This is a genomic window from Pseudoalteromonas agarivorans (assembly GCF_024518735.1).
Lineage (GTDB): Bacteria > Pseudomonadota > Gammaproteobacteria > Enterobacterales > Alteromonadaceae > Pseudoalteromonas > Pseudoalteromonas atlantica.
The window spans coordinates 944,100-962,134 of the sequence record NZ_JANIGJ010000001.1 but is presented as its reverse complement, the minus strand read 5'-3'; the positions used below and the strand labels follow the sequence as shown (position 1 = coordinate 962,134).

Sequence of the window (18,035 nt, the reverse complement as noted above, 5' to 3'; positions counted from 1 at the left end):
ACAACGAGGATAAAGGTTAGCATGAGAATTTTATTACTGTTTTTAACCACACTATTTTTAAGCGCATGTAATTCTACACAAGGCGTGTCTGTTTACTCATTTACCAGCTCAGAAGTAGAAAGTGTGCTAGGTAAACAGTTGCCTAAGTTAAGCGAAAAGGTGAGCTTAATGGGGCTGCCAGTGCAGTTTGATGTAAACGATTTAAGTGTAAATATTGGTCCAGATAACCGTGATGTAGTAGTACTTGGTGCAGACTCAAGTGCAGAAATAAATGCATTTGCACTAAAATACCCAGTACGCTTAAAGCTGCAAATTGAAGGCAGCCCGTTTTACGACAGTGAAAAAAAAGCCGTGTTTTTACGCAATGTTAAACTACTAGATTCGAGTGTGGATGCAGGTGGCTTTAAAGGTAATTTAGCGGCGCTTGATAATGAAGCGATGGAAGTAATTAATGCTTTTTTAGCCCTCAACCCTGTTTATACGTTAAATATGGATGACCCTAAAATGATGCTGCTAAGCAAATTACCCCTTGATATGAAAGTGGTTGAAGGGGCAATTAAATTAGTACCGCGCCTTTAATGTACAGCACACTGCTTGCGATAGTTTTATTACCAAAACGTTTGGTTAATTAGATCGAGCCCAGTAAAATATACGTATTAATTAGCCTGTTTCTCAGGCTAATTAGGTTTTTACAATGGCAGCTTCGCGCAGCATACCTACCTCAAGACTCTCTCGATTTGCAAAGCTTGGCTCCTTAGCCGGTGGTGTTGCAACCAACATGCTTATAGATGGCACTAAAAGTGCGCTCTCGGGTAATGGTTGGAATAATAAAGCTTTACTCTTACAACCTAAAAACATAGAAAAACTAGCTGTTCAGCTAGCACACCTTCGTGGTGCTGCCATGAAACTAGGGCAATTACTGTCTATGGATGCTGGCGAGCTATTAAGTCCTGAACTTACTCAATTACTCGCATTGCTTCGCGCTGATGCAAACCCAATGCCGCACAATCAATTAGTTAAGGTACTTAAAAGTGAATGGGGTGAAGACTGGCTTAATCGTTTTTCGCATATTGAACTTAGGCCATTTGCAGCGGCGTCTATTGGCCAAGTGCACTTAGCTTATCAAGAAAATGGTGAAAAGCTGGCGGTAAAAATTCAATACCCAGGTATAGCGCAAAGTGTACATAGCGATGTAGACAATGTTATTGCACTATTAAACATTGCGCGGTTAATCCCTAAAGAGCTTGATATACAGCCACTAATAAATGAGGCTAAAGCGCAGCTACTTGCCGAGGCTGATTATGAACGCGAAGCACACTACCTTAACAGATACGGTGAGTTGCTAAGCCAGCACGTTAATTTTAAAGTGCCTAAAGTATATGGCGTTCACAACAGTAAACGCATTTTGGCAATGGAGTATGTGCAAGCAACGCCTATAGAAGCGCTTAGTAATTTACCTCAAGGTGAGCAAAATAACATTGCAGCTAGGCTCATAGATTTATTTTTTAAAGAAATGTTTGAGTTAAAGCTAATTCAAACCGATCCTAACTTTGCTAATTTTCATTATCAGACCCAGAGTAAGCAAATTGTGTTATTTGACTTTGGGGCAACCCGAGAGATCTCGAATAAGTTGAGCAAGGCTTACCTGTCACTATTTATTGCTGGCACTGAAAACAATAGGGCGGGCGTGTTAAGCGCAGCACTAGAAATAGGTTATTTTAAAGATACCCTACTAGATTTTTACAAAAGCCATGTTATTGATTTGTTTTTAATGGCGTGTGAGCCGCTAAGAACCGCTGGCGAGTTTGATTTTAAAAACAGTCCCTTAGCAACGAATATTAAAAATGCAGGGCTAGAGCTTAGCGCACAGTCGCAGCAATGGCATACACCGCCCGTTGATGCGTTGTTTATTCATCGTAAGCTAGCTGGGCTTTATTTAATTGCGGCAAAGTTAAATGCAAAAATAGATATTAACGCTTTATTTAAGCCTTATATTAAAGGCCACTTTATTTAACTGTTTAGCGCGTGACTTTATGGCATAATAATCGTGATATTTCGCGAGGATGATGCAATGATAAAACAATTTTTAAATGACCCCAAACTTTTACTTAATGCGGTAGGAGAGGGCATTTACGGCTTTGATTTATCGGGCAATGCGGTGTTTGTTAACCCAGCCGCTGAACGTATGACTGGCTGGAAAGCCAAAGAATTGTTAGGCAAAAAAATACATCAGTATCATCATCACAGCCACGCCGACGGCTCTCCTTATCCAGCCGATGAATGCCAAATATATTGCACCATGTTTGATGGCAAACGCCGTGAGGTTAAAAACGAAGTATTCTGGCGTAAAGACGGCACCTCGTTTGCAGTAGAATACACATCAACCCCCGTTTACAGGCAGGGTGAGTTAATTGGTGCGGTCGCGGTATTTCGCGATATATCGGCGCAGCAGCAAACCCAAAACGAGCTTAAGCAAGCGCTTGAGCAAGTTAAGCATTTGAGTGAGCAGCTGCAAGATGAAAATAACTACCTAATTGCAGAGCTTAACGAAGACTGGCAAGACTCAGGTTTAGTTGGCCAAAGCCATGTTTTTCAAGCTATGTTGGCGCAAATTAAACTCGTTAGCGAAACCGACAGCACAGTATTAATTTTAGGTGAAAATGGAACGGGCAAAGAGCTGGTGGCGCGTAACTTACACCGGTTAAGTAAACGCAGTAATCAAGCTTTTATAAAAGTGAACTGCGCAGCGTTTACGCCAAGCTTGTTGGAGTCTGAATTATTTGGTCACGAGCGCGGTGCGTTTACCGGTGCAAACGAGCGACGTAAAGGTCGCTTTGAGCTGGCCGACAAAGGCACACTGTTTTTAGACGAAGTTGCTGAGCTGCCATTAGAAGCGCAAAGTAAATTGCTAAGGGTATTACAAGAGCAAGAGTTTGAACGGGTTGGCGGTAGTACTACGCTTAAGGTAAATATTAGAGTATTGGCGGCAACCAATCGCGACTTATGGCAAATGGTGCAAAAAGGCACCTTTCGAATTGATTTATATTACCGCCTTAATGTGTTTCCTATTAAAGTGCCAGCGCTTAAAGAGCGCAAAGAAGACATTCCTTATTTATGCACCAATTTAATTACTCAACTTAATAAACGCTTAGCAAAGCAAATAAAAGGGGTGAGTAAAAAAGCGATTAGCCAACTACAAGCTTATGATTGGCCTGGTAATATTCGCGAGTTACAAAACGTACTAGAGCGCGAAGCTATTTTAACTAAACATACTGTCCTTAAACTGAGTCAGCCATTGCATGGCGATGCAAGCACAGCTGTAAATACATCACTTACGCTTGCAGAGGCGCAAAAACAGCACATTATTGCGGTGCTTGAATTATCACAGTGGCAAATATCTGGCGATAAAGGCGCGGCTTGCAAATTAGGCCTGCCCGAGAGCACTTTGCGCTCAAAAATGCGCAAACTAGGAATAAGCAAAAATACGTGACATATCGCGCTATTCGTTAAATATCGCGAATAAATTTCATTGATAATTTATAAATGTATTCAATATCAATTACTTAGTTGGTATTTCAGCTTGGTCTGAAAGTTGCAAATGTAGCATTAATACCGTCACTATTAAGTAGCTACTATGAAGTTTGATATTAAAGAAGAAGATATGATCATCAAGCCCTATAACACACCAGGGCCTATTTATATTCGTGAGCAAAAAGGCTTTTACCAACAAATACGCCGTAACCTTGGTTGGTTACTTATGCTTATGTTTATTGCCATTCCTTGGATTCAATACAAAGGTGAGCAAGCCGTACTGCTTGATGTAGCCACGCAAAAGTTTACTATTTTTGGCTTAACCTTGCTTCCGCAAGACTTTATGATTTTAGCGCTGCTATTTATGGTAGGCGCGTTTGCTTTGTTTTTTGTCACGAATTGGCTTGGCCGCGTGTGGTGTGGTTATACCTGCCCCCAAACAATCTGGATGTTAATGTTTAGTTGGGTTGAGCAACGTATAGAAGGTACTCGTAATCAGCGTATAAAGTTAGATAAATCGCCATGGAGTGCATTAAAGTGGCGTAAAAAAATAACAAAACATGCTGCGTGGCTTGTTATATCGCTGCTTACTGCAACGTCGTTTATGGCGTATTTTATACCCGCTAAAAGTTTATACCTTGAAATGTTTACCTTACAGTGGTCGGGCATTACCAGCTTTTGGGTGTTTTTATTTGCATTTTGTACTTATGGAAATGCCGGCTTTTTACGCGAAAAAATGTGTAACGTGGCGTGTCCGTATTCTCGCTTTCAATCGGTGATGTTTGATAAAGATACATTGGTAGTGAGCTACGATGCAAAGCGCGGTGAAAACCGAGGCCCTCGTAAACGCAAAGCTGATCCTAAAGCCCTTAATTTAGGCGACTGCGTTGATTGTAATTTATGTGTAGAGGTATGCCCCGCGGGCATAGATATTCGTAACGGTTTGCAATACGAGTGTATAAATTGTGGCTTATGTATTGATGCCTGTGACGACACTATGGATAAATTTGGCTATCAAAAAGGGTTAATTAAATATGCCAGCGAAAAACAGCTAGAAGGTAAAAAAACCAATCCATTTAGGCTTAAATTAGTGGGGTATGGTGTATTAACAGGGGTATTACTTATTTCTATGGTTGCGTGGGTATTACAACGTACGCCGATAGAGGCATCGGTACTGCGCGACAGAAACGCATTATACCGTGTAAATTATGAAGGCTTGGTAGAAAACCCATACACACTCACTATTATCAATAAAACCCAGCAGCCATTGCACTACGGCGTAGCCATTGAAGGCCTACCTGTGGCCACACTTAGTGCGCCAAGCTCTATTTTGGTATTGCCAGGAGTGATGAAAAAAATTCCGGTTACAGTCACCGCCGATGGCTACGACCTAGCAACAAAAGTGACCCCAGTTAGCTTTGTGATTACCGCCGTAGAAAACCCTGATATAGCGATTACTAAAACAAGCCAGTTTTATAAAAACTAGCAATGGCTTGGGCTAAAATTAGCTCACGCCATTATTTAATTGCGATGAAATAAAACGTTTTGCAGCATCTAGGTTATCAAATAAACATTGGTTAAAATCTACATCGCGTTTAGCGTTTTGCATTATTCGCTGCATTTGGCTTATAGCAATAGGGGAGGTGAGGACAAATGCACTTATCAAGCAGTTAGTGTGCTGCATATGTGTGCTTATGGCGACCATTTCTTGCTCTGCATCGGGCGTAGCGGCAAGTACACACGATGAGTCGCTTATGTAACCCCATTGCTTACCTTCAAATTCGGCCACTGTATCAAAAAGGGCAGTTTTAAAGTTGGCCAATAGCTCTAGGTCTAAATTTCCGCTAAATTGGGCAATAACTATATTGCCCTCAACGGATAAAGTTACCTCAGCATGCTTATTTTTATACTTCATCGTAGGTTCCTAATTTTAATTAGTTTATAACTTATACCAATTTGCTTAATTAAGTTAGCTATCTTGAGGCTAGAAAAACGTGTTGATAGCTTGGCAAAAAATCCGCTATTTAGTTGTTCTTGGCAATTGCTCCTGCATCCATGCAGTTGTAAATGAGCATTTTGTAACGAAGGTAGCGACACGTTCAGCCCCGCAAAATGATTACGTATTATTGCCCATGGGTATTAAAAGCCACTAAAGTGACTTTAAATAATCTAACGCGCCGGTAATAACAGCAACTTGCGCTTGGGTACACTGCTCATCTGAGGCACTTGGGCTATCTGGGTATACTTCGGTTGTCGTTACATACGGGGCATTAGTAAAGCCCATGCATAAGCCCAATTCGCGAGCGGCGTAATTTATAACGCCAAATTGCTCCTGCGGTACACCAATTAATTGATTGTTTTCATCACTGGGGGCAATGTGAGTTACTTTCTCAACACTATTTAAAATGGCTTTTTGAAACTCAGGTGCTGGTTTTTTGCTATCAGCCACTAAATAAAAACCATCTGGTATGTTCCAGTTGGTGTTAATTTTACCATCGCGCGCCGCCAAAGCGGGTCTAAATTCACTGTTGTCTGTGTCTGTGGTTTCGTGCAGATCAATATGCGCAACTAACTCAGTGTTTAGCGAGGCTACATATTTCATAATAGCTGCAGATTCTTGGGCAGGGCTGTTATCGTAAAAAGAGCGATTTGGATCAATAGCTTCTGGGTTCCAGCGGTTTATGGTTTCAAAACCCCACGGGCTAATACAAGGCGCAATAATAAAGTTAAAACGCGTTGTATAAGGTGCAACAGCGGTTTGAGCAAATGCCAGCGCACCCATAACGCCACTTGTTTCGTAGCCGTGCACACCCCCAGTAATTAACACGGTAGGGCGATCACTTTGCCAATTTTTACTTTTAAATAAATAAAGTGCAAAGCTAAGCGGCGAATAATTTAATTCGCCGTACTGCTCTACATCTAAAAACTCATTAGGCTGGGTAATTTTACTTACTACGAGCTGGTTATAATCGCGCTTTTTTTGTTGAAGTTGTAACCATGCTGCTTTGTCACTGTCGTTCCATGGTTTATTAGGGGTACCAATTGGGTATAAAGTGTCGCTCATTGTGGGCCTTTAACTTGTCGCTTTATAAAGGCGTTAGCTTATCGCTGCAATTACAAGCCTGCAACTAGAAATGCTCGGTAACACCTGCCGTGTTTTCGTACAAGGTGGCGTTTTCACGTTTATGTTTTTCAAATAAATACTCACGTAATGCCTCTTTACCACTTTTGATACTAACAATTTTTGCGGCATAGCCTAAATTAGTTTTACGGACTAAATCTATAAGCAGAGTGACTTTTTTCTTATTGGGTAGTTTAAACGTAATATGTTGCGCGTGGGTAAGGCTATAGCGATGATCGCGCGGCTTTAATAGCACGCCACTGCTTGAGAGCGAAAGCACATAAAAGCGCTCGCTTTGTAAATGCAGGTCTGAATAACGCCAGCTTCTGTCTACACCTTCGGTATCAATTACCTCAGGCGCACTCAGTACGGGGTTTAAGTAGCCGTCATCGTTGAGCTTAAACTCAAGCGGAAACCACAACTGATAATGGCCCACCTCAGCTAACATGGTTAATTTAGCGTGAGACAACAAACCTTTTAGTGTATCTGGTAAAGCCGTTTTTAAGCTAAGCTGCGAGTTATCGTTTGTATTGTCCTTGTTACTGCCTACAACAGACGAAATAAAACTTAACTCTTCCTTAGTTAAATCCATATTATTTCTCGTTTAATAAAAGCTTCACATTAAACTAATAGTGCAATTTGTTCAATATTCAAACTTAAAGTTAAGCAAATTTAAACACCTGTTTAGAGTAAATACTTAAGACGAGTTGATTGTTTTAGGAGGTGTTTAGCGCAGTTTAAACACCCAATGTACACAGCCTATGGGCTCTTTATAAGGCCTGCTTGTACATGCTTTGGTTAACCCCGCAGCCACTTTTAAGGCGGGGCGCGCCTTGGCGTTTAAACTGTGATAAAATTTATTTTTAATTTTAGTCTATTCAAGGTTTTATGGCGCAGTTTATTGCCACTCCAAGCTGGTTAGGGCGTTTTTTTACGCGTATTAGCACCGTTACTATTAAGCAAAGTTCACTCGTTATACATTTTAAAAATAATACTTCATGCGCCTATTTAATTAGTGATTTTACTAATTTTACACAATTTAAAAAAGGCCTGTTTAGCGGGAAAATAACCCTCAATCATAGTACAAAAACGGTAATTAGCTTTTTAAATAAACAGCAGGCTCAAACGCTTAGTGAGCAGCTAAACAGCGTTTTTGCCAATCACCTAGAAGAAAAAGTGAATACAGCAAAAACGCTTGTAAAACGTTATGCAACAAACGAGTATCTTCGCGACTCAAACGTGCCGTTATTAAAATCGGCGGTGTTTTCACTGGCACAGCAGTACGGCGCAATACCTGCACTATGGCAGCAGCATTTATCGGCCATTAATATTAAGTTTTTAACTATTTTAAGTAGCTCACCAACAGTAGCGCATGCCACAGAGCAGCTACGTAAAAGTTATGAGCAAAAAACACTAACGGCAAGAGCCGACTTTTATAATGTGGTTGAATCAAACCCGCTTACACACGAGCAACGCCTTGCTGTTATACGCAATAACGACAAAAATTTAGTGCTAGCGGCCGCAGGCACTGGCAAAACCTCAGTAATGGTTGCAAAGGCACTGGATTTAATTGCTCATGGTGGTGTAAAACCCGAGCAAATATTGATACTTGCTTATAATAAAAATGCAGCAAACGAATTAAATCAACGCTTTAATTTAAGGGCGCAACAAGCAAACTTAAACGTTACGCCGCCTACTATTTTAACCTTTCATGCGCTGGGGCTTAAGTTACTGCAAAGCGCTAATAAAACACGTAGTTTATCGCCTTTTGCAAACGATGCTATGGCGCTTAATAAATGGTTTACACAGTGGCTTGGTAATACCCTAAAAACAGACTCACGTTTTTGTAAAACTTTTGTTGAGACACTGTATGAACCTACTGATAGCCTCAATACCGAAACTAGAACCGCAACTAAAACCGCCTTAAAAGCACAAACCTATCAAACATTATCGGGGCTAAAAGTAAGCAGTTATCAGCACTTATTAATTGCCAACTGGCTTTACATGTATGGTATTGAACACACTTACCAAAATGATGACACCGCCGATTTTTACTTGCCACAGCACCAGGTTTACTTGGCGCATTTTGTGACAGATAGGCAAGGTAATTCAGTGCAGCATGCGGCTAACTTGCACAATAGCGAGCATATTAAATATGTACGCGCGCACCATAAAAAACAGGGTCATGCGTTGGTGCAAACATTTCATTATAACTGGCAAGAAGGTCAGCTTGAGCAGCGTTTAAAAGCACAACTACAAAAACATAAAGTGAACATTAACCCCTTAGATAACCAGGCAGTGTACGAGCGTTTATCTGCAACAGGGCTGTTAAAGCAAAATATAAATAAATACTTAAACTGCCTAAGCGCAATACGGGGTGAGCTACTATCTAACACTCAAATAGCAGCGCGAATAGCTAAAAGTGGCATTATAAATCATAAAAGTTATGCAACATTATTGGTGGCAATGCACCGTGCATACTACGAAAAATTAAAAGAGCAAGATGCTATTGATTTTGACGACATGATTGCAAGCGCAGCTCAGGCGGTTAAATCGGGGGAGGTAAGTTTGCCTTGGTACCATATTTTAGTTGATGAATTTCAAGATATTTCATGCGCACGCATGGCGTTTTTAAATACGTTAATAAAGAGTGGTCCGCAACCTTGTTTTACTGCGGTTGGCGATGATTGGCAGGCTATTTATCGGTTTTCAGGCGGTAATTTGGCGCTCACCACACAGTTTAACGATTTAATAGGCAGTCACTCACTCACGTTATTGCAAAAAACGTTTAGATATAACAGCAGTATTAGTGAGGTAGCGGGGCGCTTTGTAATGCAAAACCCTGAACAATATAAAAAGCACATCACCACACATACGCAAGTAAGCACCCCTCAAGTTGTGTTACTTGACGATTTACACCAAGGTAAAAAGTCAGTAGCACTAAAAGTGCAGCAAACTATAGCCACAATTAATAAAAATAATAACACAGCCAGTATTGCCGTCTTGAGCCGCTATCGGTTTATGCTTAATGAGGTAGAGCAGCATTTAGCAGGTAACAACTTTGCTAACCCACTGCATTTTTGGACACTGCATGGCTCAAAAGGACTCGAGGCTGATTACTGTATTATTATAGGTTTTGAGCAAGGCAAGTTAGGTTTTCCAAGCAATAACCCGGGTAATTTACTTGTTGAGGCATTGTTGCCCGCACCAGATACCTTTAATCATTCAGAGGAGCGACGTTTATTGTACGTAGGGATCACGCGCGCTAAGCATAAAAGCTATTTAATTGCTCCGCCATCTGCGTGTTCTGAATTTATTAGCGAGCTAATAAATGATAATTACCCTATTGATATAGCCTCTAATTTGTTTGTAAAACAGAGTAAGCACAATAAGTAAGGTTAATGATTAAATGTAAGAGTATTGGCTGCGTAAAACGCACATCGCGCTTTTGTAACTAGCAGTCAAACTAGCTTTATACACTAATGCCATGTGTCGCAATCATTGAGACCCGCATTTACTATTTAGCCTGCCATTACATGCTGTTAAACTTAACGCCTATTTAGATCATTTTTGAGAGCGTTATGCGTACCCGTGCTTTTTTTACTAAGCGAGTGAGCTTTATGCTCGTATTATTTACTTTATTTTCATTTAAAGGGGCTGCCCAGCAGCAAGAGCAAACCCTTATTTTAGCCGGTAGTACAATTAATAGCTGCAGTGCTAATACGGCGCAAAGTTGCAATACGCAAAATAACTCAAAGTCACAAAGCGTGTTTAAGGTAACCAATGCTAACCTTGAGCAAATAAAATTAAATTGGCCGACTAACAATTCAAATAACCAAGCAAATGTTTTAAATACCTTACGTGCCCTTAGTAGCAAAAATGCAAACGCAGTCTCTAAAAGTGAGCTGCTTTGGCAATGGCGCGATATAAACAACGAGCAACTCAATAGCCTAACAAAGCAAGAGTTTAACTTTGTGTTTGATATGCTCGAACAACCTCATGCAAACACCACCCCAAAAGCTGAGCCACAAAGCAACGGCATATTGCAATTTATAGCGGGGAGCTTAAAGGTTGCTAACCCAACACCTACCTTATTAATTATTAGCGCAGCCCAGCGCGACCCATACGCACAGGTAGAGGCGCTTAAAACGCTTTTACCAAAAGGTGTAACCAGCCAATGGTTGCCGCTTACACCTGCACTTGCTAAAGCAATTACTAACAATACCTGTAGTGATTTACCGGCGCTGCGTCACTCACAAATGAACCTGTATAATCGCAGCAATGTATACCCTGAGCTCATAAAGGCTGAGCAAACACTTTGTAATAATGGGGTTGAGGCGTTAGTTAATTTAATAAACACCAGTACCGGTGTTTTATTTAGCGACGGCAAGGCTAAAAATGCTTTAAAAGCACTGTATGATGAAAATAATACTGCCTACCCCTGGACGAATGCGCTTAAAACTCGCCCTGTTATTGTAGGGCTAGGTGCAGGAAGCAAAATACAAAGTGAAAACGTCTATCTCTCACAGCACCAAAGCGAAGCGGTATTAAAAGCAAAGCTTGCTCCAGAGGCTACTTCACTTAACGGGTTAAACACGTTTACCTATGCCCCACTGAGCACCCGCTTTAGTGAGCAAAATCAAACGTTAAACCTAGCGGGTACATTAAATACCGCAAAGCAAAAAAACGGTGATATTAAGCACGGTTTTGGTATTGATGAAAACACAGCCCTCGTTGTTATTAAATCCAGCAAAGGAAATTTAATGACCGTAATAGGGCAAAGTGGCGTTGCGCATTTAAGTACGCAGCAAAAAGCAAACAGCTATAACTACTCGTACTGGCCTGCTAGCAGTGTAATAGATATTACTAATGCCGGGTTTGAACTTAGCGAGCGCACCATTAGCCAAGCATTAGCGCCTATTAAAATACCACCTTTACCGGTGCAGCGTTTTGCCAATATTTTAACCGATTCAAAACTACGCTCGCTTACGCAAGCTATGTGCCTAAGCCAAGAGCAAAGTGCGGTAGGGCAACACGATGACCTTTTAATAAATTTAACTGCCACAAAAAATACGCATTATTACCGCATTAATACCCAGCCGTATGGTTGCGCATTAAGTAATTTGTCACTGAATGTAGAGCGCTTTTAACCTTAAGCGCTAGTACTAAATATACTTAATAACCCGATACAAAGGTTTATGTTTACACTAATCGGCTTTAAAATAGCGCCCAAGTAATTTATACCTACTCACTTAATTTAGTGGTTACGTTTTGCGAATAGGCATTAACCAAGCAGATTTTACAAAGAGCAATTTATGAATAACGAACACGACATAATCGACAACCTAGCAGAGCTCGAGAACTTTTTAGTTATGGTAGAAAACGGCGGCTTAGGCTTAAAAGGTGTATCGGGTGTAGGTATGGCTACAAGCAATAAAGACGGCAGCCATTTTGTTGCAGTATTTGACGACAAACAACAGTTATTACTGGCGCGTGGCATAACAGCCGAGGTATTTGAAAACGGTAAAGATATGGTGCGTAATGGTGTAGGGCGTACACACTAATAAAAACTAAAAAGCGCCGTATGGCGCTTTTAACTGCGTAAAACTAACTCTAAAATATTTAAAGCCTGTCGACTTGTTTTGAACTAATACTGGTCACAATATTATTTTCAAAACGGATCAATACAATGTACATTCCACCAATCGAACCTTTTAGTTTATAAGTAAACTCTTCTGTTTTAACTAAATTGTCGCCATTACCAATATCAACAGCTTCATTAAGCACATCTTTATAAAGTGGTGCACCCACTACAGCTACAATGTCAGATTTAGTTTTACCCACACTTAATAGATTTCCGTTTTTAAGTCGAAAACTACCTTGGGCAAACGCAAAGCTTGAAATAAAAAGAGATAAAAGCAGAGGAAACACAATACGTTTTTTCATAAGTCATCCTTAAACACATAGTATTTAATGTTAGGTATACAAGGTAATACAGAAAAATGACAGCGAAAAAGAAATAAAGAGGAGGTTAAATGGTCGGTATGGCAGGATTTGAACCTGCGACCCCTGACACCCCATGACAGTGCGCTACCAAGCTGCGCTACATACCGACGTTGTTTGCAATAGTACGTATATTTTATTAAAAATCAATAAGTGATTGTTTGTTTGCGTGTTTATTGTGCAAATGAGCTAAAAAACTTTAAGCTAAGGGCGTATCGCCCTTAGTAAGCACATGCCGTGCAGCGCATGTTAAGCCACCAAACAACACGCCCTAATCTTTATTTAGCCATTGATTGATCGCCTCATACATTTCATCGCGTATCAGCGGTTGTGCTTCTTTATTTGGATGTAATTGATCCCTTTGCATTAAGTTTGGCTTATCTGCCACATTAAGCATAAAAAAGTTAAGTAAATGAGCATTTGTTTTTTCACTTACTTGTGTAAAACTGTCAGTGAACATTTTACTGTAACGCGGCCCGTAATTAGGGGGAATATAAATTTCCATTAACGCGACCATGGCATTTTCAGCTTGGCTTTTTTCGATTAAATCCGTTAAGTTGGCCTGCATTTTTGTTACCGGAAAACCACGTAAACCATCATTAGCACCAAGCTCAATAAGTACATGGCTTGGTTGGTATTGCGCCAGTAAGGCATCTAGCCTGCGTAAAGCGCCACCGGTAGTTTCGCCACTAATACTGGCATTAATTAGCTCTATATTACGCTGCTCTGCATCGTATTTATCTTGTAACAATTTAACCCAGCCTTGCTCTTGTTTAAGCCCATAGGCTGCACTTAAACTGTCTCCAAGTATTAAAATCGTGTTGTCGGCCGCCGCACTAAGTGGTTTGATAACTAAAAATAAAACGAATACAAAACGTAGGATTGAATGAGTCATATGTCAGCGCTTTCTCAATTAAATATTATTCAAGTAAATGGTTTGTCTAAAGTAGTTTCTACCTTCGAAGGTGAGTTGCCCATCCTCAGCGACATCAGCTTTAATGTCAAGCATGGCGAGTCAGTTGCTATTGTTGGCACCTCTGGCTCAGGAAAATCCACGTTATTAAGTTTATTAGCGGGGCTAGATACCGCCAGCAGTGGTGAAATTACCCTTGATGGCGAGCCGCTACATAAATTAGATGAAGAGCAACGCGCGGCATTGCGTGCTGAAAAAGTAGGTTTTGTATTTCAATCTTTTATGTTGGTACAAAGCTTAACCGCGCTTGAAAACGTGATGCTGCCGGCAGAGCTGGCTGGCGAAAGCGATGCCAAAGAGCAAGCTCTTGCCCTATTAGAAAAAGTGGGGCTGAGCCATCGTATTGATCATTACCCATCGCAACTCTCTGGTGGTGAGCAGCAACGTGTAGCCATTGCCCGCGCTTTTATTGGCACACCTAAAATTTTATTTGCCGATGAGCCCTCTGCAAATTTAGACAGTAAAAACGGCAAAATGGTGGAGTCACTATTATTTGATTTAAACCAGCAGCACGGCACAACGCTAATTTTAGTAACTCACGATGAAGCACTCGCGCAAAAGTGCCAGCATATTGTACAAATTGAAGCGGGCTGCTTAGTTAAAAACTCAAAAGAGGACGTAGCGAATGTGGGCTAAGTTAGCACTTAAATTATTTGCACGTGAATTTCGCCGCGGCGAACTTACGGTAATTAGTGCCGCCATTGCGCTAGCGGTGTTAACGGTGCTTACACTGTCTATGGTCACTGAGCGAATAGCACAAAGCATAGCGCAAAAAAGTAGCGCGTTTATCGCCGCAGATAGAGTACTGGCAAGCGCACATGAGCTAGATACGGCGTTTATTAGCAAAGCCAAACAAGAAAACTTACACACTGCGCAAATGATCTACTTTGACACTATGTTATTTGCCAACGACGAGATGCAATTTACCTCGGTAAAAGCGGCGTCTAACGAATACCCGTTAAAAGGCGAGTTAAAAGTAAAATCATCGTTGCTTGGCGAAACACAAGTAGCGCAGAGCGGCCCGAAGCCTGGCAATGTGTGGCTAAGTGAATCGGTTTTTTACAGCTTAAATATTGATATTGGCAGCCAAGTAGAGCTAGGAGCAGCAGTATTTAATGTAGAAAAAGTGGTGGTTGAAGAGCCAGATGCGCCGTTTAATGTATTTTCGAGCAGCCGCAGAGTGCTTATAAATATTGCTGATGTTGCAAAAACTGAGGTTATTCAACCTGGCAGCCGAGTAAACTACCGCCAACTCTACGCAGGCGATGAATCAGATATAACGCGGTTTTATGAATGGTTAAAGCCGCAAATGGCGGAAAACCAACGTTGGTATGGCGTCAAAGATAGGCAATCACCCATATCAAATAGCTTAAACCGTGCAGAAAGCTTTTTATTACTGGCCGGTTTGCTGGGTATTATTTTGGCTACGGTTGCTATTGCTGTGTCGGCAAAGCGTTATTGTGAGCGCCAATACGACCCTGTAGCAATGATGAAAACACTTGGCGGAAGCCGTGCATTAATTCGTAAAATATATTTTATGCACTTACTCATGGTGTGTGCTTTAGCGGTTATTGTGGGTTTAGCCATAGGCTACGGTTTACAAGAAATAGCCACTGGTTACTTAGCAAAAAGCATGGATATGAGCTTACCTGCCGCCGGGTTTAAACCTTGGCTGGTGGCCATTAGCACAGGCGTTATATGTGCAGTTATGTTCTCTATTAAGCCACTGCTTGATTTATTTGATATTCCACCGCTTAGAGTATTGCGCCGTAATTTAGGCGACAGACTAGCGGTAAGCCGTGTGCACTTAGGTTTAAGCGCGCTTACGGTGTTTTTATTAATGTGGTTATTTAGTAACAACATTAAAATAACGCTTATTTTATTTGTCTCCACGCTTGCTTTGATTGCGGTTTTGTTTGTTATTTCAAAATTAATATTTGGCGGTGGACGTAAATTAGGTTTAAAACCAGGCAATAGTTGGTCGTTAGCTATTGCTTCTATACAAAAACGTGCCAACGTAAATGCGGTGCAGCTTATTAGCTTTTCGTTGGCGATAAAATTGCTATTGTTTTTGATTGTGCTTAAAAATGACATGATCTCAGATTGGCAGTCTCAATTACCCGCCGATGCGCCTAATGCATTTTTAGTTAATATTACGCAAAACGAACTTGAGCCTGTAAATAATTACCTAGCAGAGAACGATATTTTAGTTTCGGATTTTTACCCGACCATTCGTGGGCGAGTAAATGCGGTAAATGGCGAGCTTGTGGCGCGTAAAGTGTCGTTGCAAGATAACGAGAAAAAAGATGAAGAAGCGCGTTCGGGCATCGGCCGTGAGCTTAACCTAACCTGGCTTGATAATGTGCCAGCCCAAAACGAAATTGTGCAAGGGCAGTGGTTTGGCGAAGGCGCAGTGGGTGAGGCATCGGTTGAGGAGTCTATGTTGGAGCGCCTAGACGTAGAAATAGGCGACACCTTAACATTTTTAATTGGTGCGCAATCATTTGACGCTAAAATTACCAGTGTGCGTAAAGTAAATTGGGCTACGCTAAAACCTAACTTTTTTATTATTTTAAGCCCTGATGTGCTAAAAGATTTTCCGGCTACGTATATTTCATCTGTGCGTATAGAGCCAGAGCAAAAGAAAGCGTTTAGCCAGTTACTGCGCAGCTATCCAACCATTACCGCCATTGATGTAGATAACTTTGTTAAGCAAATACAATCAACCATTGAGCAGGTGTCGTTAGCTATTGGCTTTGTGCTTGCTATTGTTGTTTTGTGTGGCGCATTAGTGCTTATATCTCAGGTGCAAGCGAGCCTTGGCGAGCGAATGCAAGAAATAGTAATACTGCGAACGTTAGGCGCCAAAGGGCGGTTAATAAAAAATGCGACGCTTTATGAGTTTTTGCTATTAGGTGGCTTAGCTGGGTTTGTAGCCGCATTATTTAGTGATATAGCCTTATTGATTGTTCAGCAGCAAATGTTTGACTTAGCCGGTAAGTTGCACCCGGCAATTTGGCTAATAGGGCCAGTGTCGGGCGGGGTGTTTGTAGCCGCGCTTGGCTACTTTATGATTGCCCGTAAACTTAAACAAAATACCCAAGGCTTAGTACGTGCTTTAGCCTAAGCTATACTTTTAACGCTAAACGCCCGCACTAAGTTGCGGGCGTTTTTGTTTTTACTCGCCACTGGTAATTTATACAGTGCTCTGGCATTATTACCGTTATTGAAAAATAACAATAATGAGTGTGCTGTTTGGCCATTATTTTAGGGATAGACCCAGGTTCACGTTTAACCGGTTATGGTGTGGTTGCGCATCAAGGTGCTAAATTTACCTATTTAGGAAGCGGTTGTATTAAATTAGCCGAGCATGAGTTCCCCATACGATTAAAAATGATCTACCAAGGGATCACGCAAATAATAGAGCAGTTCTCCCCCGAAACCTTTGCCATAGAAAAAGTATTTATGGCGCATAACCCGGATGCCGCGCTAAAACTTGGTCAAGCCCGAGGAGCCGCGATAGTGGGAGCCTCTATGGCCGACTTACCCGTATTTGAATACTCAGCACGGCAAATTAAACAAGCTGTGGTAGGTAATGGCGGCGCCGATAAGTCGCAAGTGCAACACATGGTCAAAAATATTTTAAAATTACCTGGCACACCGCAAGCCGATGCGGCCGATGCGCTTGCCATTGCAATTTGCCATGCGCACTCAGAACAAAATTTAATAAAACTAGCGGGTAGCGCAAGCAAAACCGTTAGAGGACGTTTAAGGAAATAAATATGATTGGCCGTTTAAATGGCATTTTAGTTGAAAAGCAGCCGCCTGAAATTTTATTAGAAGTAAGCGGCGTAGGCTACGAAGTACAAATGCCCATGACCTGTTTTTACGACTTACCTAATATTGGTGAAAACGCCATAGTGTACACGCACTTTGTAGTACGCGAAGACGCACAACTATTATTTGGCTTTAATAATAAAACCGAGCGCGCGCTTTTTAGAGAACTATTAAAAGCAAATGGTGTGGGCCCTAAACTAGGCTTAGCTATTTTGTCGGGCATGTCGGCGCAACAATTTGTTAGTTGCGTAAACAACGAAGATGCCACAACATTGGTTAAATTACCGGGTGTGGGTAAAAAAACTGCTGAGCGTTTAGTGCTTGAAATGAAAGACCGCTTAAAAGATTGGGGTAACGATTTATTTACGCCATTTAGCGATAATGCCGTTATAGAGCCTCCTAGCGATGCAACAATTGCCAATAATGCTGCAGACGATGCCGTATCGGCACTTGTTGCGCTTGGTTATAAATTGCCACAGGCGCAAAAAGCAGTAAAATCGGTAAGTAAACCCGATATGTCTACTGAGGTTCTTATTAAAGAATCTTTAAAATCAATGTTGTGAGTAACCC

General features: G+C 41.2%; 16 protein-coding genes and 1 tRNA gene. 11 read left to right on the top strand and 6 right to left on the bottom strand.

What is annotated here, in order from left to right; translation table 11 throughout:
* Window positions 1–21: 21 nt before the first annotated feature.
* The 4 genes from NQT65_RS04225 to ccoG all read left to right on the top strand — a co-directional run bounded on the left by NQT65_RS04225 (window position 22) and on the right by ccoG (window position 5,017).
* Complete coding sequence (locus NQT65_RS04225; RefSeq protein ID WP_004587241.1) at window positions 22–579, top strand: YceB family lipoprotein; 558 nt, start codon at window positions 22–24, stop codon at window positions 577–579.
* Between the two features lie 115 nt (window positions 580–694).
* Window positions 695–2,014, top strand: coding sequence for an ABC1 kinase family protein (locus tag NQT65_RS04220; RefSeq protein WP_256850575.1), 1,320 nt, complete (start codon window positions 695–697; stop codon window positions 2,012–2,014).
* Window positions 2,015–2,071: 57 nt separating this feature from the next.
* Complete coding sequence (locus tag NQT65_RS04215; protein WP_256846436.1) at window positions 2,072–3,490, top strand: sigma-54 interaction domain-containing protein; 1,419 nt, start codon at window positions 2,072–2,074, stop codon at window positions 3,488–3,490.
* Window positions 3,491–3,634: 144 nt separating this feature from the next.
* Window positions 3,635–5,017 (top strand): cytochrome c oxidase accessory protein CcoG, encoded by a 1,383-nt coding sequence (ccoG, locus tag NQT65_RS04210; RefSeq protein ID WP_138685923.1) that lies wholly within the window; start codon window positions 3,635–3,637, stop codon window positions 5,015–5,017.
* An 18-nt stretch (window positions 5,018–5,035) separates the two neighbouring features.
* Here the strand turns inward: ccoG and NQT65_RS04205 are convergent, their stop codons facing one another.
* From NQT65_RS04205 to NQT65_RS04195, 3 genes are all read right to left on the bottom strand, one after another.
* A complete protein-coding gene (locus tag NQT65_RS04205) occupies window positions 5,036–5,446 on the bottom strand; it encodes a hypothetical protein (RefSeq protein WP_054983642.1) in 411 nt (136 codons plus the stop codon).
* Window positions 5,447–5,680: 234 nt separating this feature from the next.
* The gene (locus NQT65_RS04200; RefSeq protein ID WP_256850574.1) at window positions 5,681–6,595 is read right to left on the bottom strand and encodes a M14 family metallopeptidase; all 915 of its coding nucleotides are present in this window, start codon (window positions 6,593–6,595) and stop codon (window positions 5,681–5,683) included.
* A gap of 64 nt (window positions 6,596–6,659) precedes the next feature.
* On the bottom strand, window positions 6,660–7,244 hold the full coding sequence (locus NQT65_RS04195; protein ID WP_024032189.1) for a hypothetical protein: 585 nt from the start codon (window positions 7,242–7,244) through the stop codon (window positions 6,660–6,662).
* A gap of 296 nt (window positions 7,245–7,540) precedes the next feature.
* Between NQT65_RS04195 and NQT65_RS04190 the strand changes: the two genes are divergently transcribed.
* The 3 genes from NQT65_RS04190 to NQT65_RS04180 all read left to right on the top strand — a co-directional run bounded on the left by NQT65_RS04190 (window position 7,541) and on the right by NQT65_RS04180 (window position 12,216).
* Window positions 7,541–10,048: a UvrD-helicase domain-containing protein gene (locus NQT65_RS04190; RefSeq protein ID WP_256850573.1), complete on the top strand. Its 2,508-nt coding sequence runs from the start codon at window positions 7,541–7,543 to the stop codon at window positions 10,046–10,048.
* 185 nt (window positions 10,049–10,233) lie between these two features.
* Window positions 10,234–11,802 carry a type 1 glutamine amidotransferase family protein gene (locus tag NQT65_RS04185; protein ID WP_256850572.1) on the top strand — a complete coding sequence of 523 codons (1,569 nt, stop codon included), beginning with the start codon at window positions 10,234–10,236 and terminating at the stop codon, window positions 11,800–11,802.
* A 165-nt stretch (window positions 11,803–11,967) separates the two neighbouring features.
* A complete protein-coding gene (locus tag NQT65_RS04180; RefSeq protein WP_004587250.1) occupies window positions 11,968–12,216 on the top strand; it encodes a hypothetical protein in 249 nt (82 codons plus the stop codon).
* 58 nt (window positions 12,217–12,274) lie between these two features.
* Here NQT65_RS04180 and NQT65_RS04175 read toward each other — a convergent pair whose 3' ends face one another.
* The 3 genes from NQT65_RS04175 to NQT65_RS04165 form a co-directional block, all read right to left on the bottom strand.
* Window positions 12,275–12,598, bottom strand: a complete 324-nt coding sequence (locus NQT65_RS04175; RefSeq protein ID WP_055255323.1) for a DUF2845 domain-containing protein — start codon at window positions 12,596–12,598, stop codon at window positions 12,275–12,277.
* Window positions 12,599–12,688: 90 nt separating this feature from the next.
* Window positions 12,689–12,765: transfer RNA gene (locus tag NQT65_RS04170), tRNA-Pro, on the bottom strand.
* 161 nt (window positions 12,766–12,926) lie between these two features.
* Window positions 12,927–13,550 (bottom strand): arylesterase, encoded by a 624-nt coding sequence (locus NQT65_RS04165; protein WP_248534256.1) that lies wholly within the window; start codon window positions 13,548–13,550, stop codon window positions 12,927–12,929.
* Here NQT65_RS04165 and NQT65_RS04160 point away from each other — a divergent pair, their 5' ends adjacent.
* The 4 genes from NQT65_RS04160 (at window position 13,551) to ruvA (ending at window position 18,028) form a co-directional block, all read left to right on the top strand.
* Entirely contained in the window at window positions 13,551–14,264 is a 714-nt protein-coding gene (locus tag NQT65_RS04160) for an ABC transporter ATP-binding protein (RefSeq protein ID WP_004587268.1), read from the top strand. It abuts the gene before it with no gap.
* Complete coding sequence (locus NQT65_RS04155) at window positions 14,254–16,755, top strand: ABC transporter permease (protein ID WP_256850571.1); 2,502 nt, start codon at window positions 14,254–14,256, stop codon at window positions 16,753–16,755. Before NQT65_RS04160 ends, NQT65_RS04155 begins: the two co-directional genes overlap by 11 nt.
* A gap of 128 nt (window positions 16,756–16,883) precedes the next feature.
* Window positions 16,884–17,408: a crossover junction endodeoxyribonuclease RuvC gene (ruvC, locus tag NQT65_RS04150; RefSeq protein WP_004587270.1), complete on the top strand. Its 525-nt coding sequence runs from the start codon at window positions 16,884–16,886 to the stop codon at window positions 17,406–17,408.
* Between the two features lie 2 nt (window positions 17,409–17,410).
* The gene (gene ruvA / locus NQT65_RS04145; RefSeq protein ID WP_089347320.1) at window positions 17,411–18,028 is read left to right on the top strand and encodes a Holliday junction branch migration protein RuvA; all 618 of its coding nucleotides are present in this window, start codon (window positions 17,411–17,413) and stop codon (window positions 18,026–18,028) included.
* The last annotated feature ends 7 nt before the right edge of the window (window positions 18,029–18,035 follow it).

Bases quoted from the DNA above. Each gene is read 5' to 3' on its own strand.
- NQT65_RS04215 (WP_256846436.1), top strand. From the start codon at position 2,072: ATGATAAAACAATTTTTAAATGACCCCAAACTTTTACTTAATGCGGTA.
- NQT65_RS04155 (WP_256850571.1), top strand. From the start codon at position 14,254: ATGTGGGCTAAGTTAGCACTTAAATTATTTGCACGTGAATTTCGCCGC.
- NQT65_RS04175 (WP_055255323.1), bottom strand. From the start codon at position 12,598: ATGAAAAAACGTATTGTGTTTCCTCTGCTTTTATCTCTTTTTATTTCA.
- NQT65_RS04165 (WP_248534256.1), bottom strand. From the start codon at position 13,550: ATGACTCATTCAATCCTACGTTTTGTATTCGTTTTATTTTTAGTTATC.
- ruvA (WP_089347320.1), top strand. From the start codon at position 17,411: ATGATTGGCCGTTTAAATGGCATTTTAGTTGAAAAGCAGCCGCCTGAA.
- NQT65_RS04200 (WP_256850574.1), bottom strand. From the start codon at position 6,595: ATGAGCGACACTTTATACCCAATTGGTACCCCTAATAAACCATGGAAC.
- NQT65_RS04220 (WP_256850575.1), top strand. From the start codon at position 695: ATGGCAGCTTCGCGCAGCATACCTACCTCAAGACTCTCTCGATTTGCA.
- NQT65_RS04160 (WP_004587268.1), top strand. From the start codon at position 13,551: ATGTCAGCGCTTTCTCAATTAAATATTATTCAAGTAAATGGTTTGTCT.
- NQT65_RS04205 (WP_054983642.1), bottom strand. From the start codon at position 5,446: ATGAAGTATAAAAATAAGCATGCTGAGGTAACTTTATCCGTTGAGGGC.
- NQT65_RS04185 (WP_256850572.1), top strand. From the start codon at position 10,234: ATGCGTACCCGTGCTTTTTTTACTAAGCGAGTGAGCTTTATGCTCGTA.
- NQT65_RS04190 (WP_256850573.1), top strand. From the start codon at position 7,541: ATGGCGCAGTTTATTGCCACTCCAAGCTGGTTAGGGCGTTTTTTTACG.
- NQT65_RS04225 (WP_004587241.1), top strand. From the start codon at position 22: ATGAGAATTTTATTACTGTTTTTAACCACACTATTTTTAAGCGCATGT.
- ccoG (WP_138685923.1), top strand. From the start codon at position 3,635: ATGAAGTTTGATATTAAAGAAGAAGATATGATCATCAAGCCCTATAAC.
- NQT65_RS04195 (WP_024032189.1), bottom strand. From the start codon at position 7,244: ATGGATTTAACTAAGGAAGAGTTAAGTTTTATTTCGTCTGTTGTAGGC.
- NQT65_RS04180 (WP_004587250.1), top strand. From the start codon at position 11,968: ATGAATAACGAACACGACATAATCGACAACCTAGCAGAGCTCGAGAAC.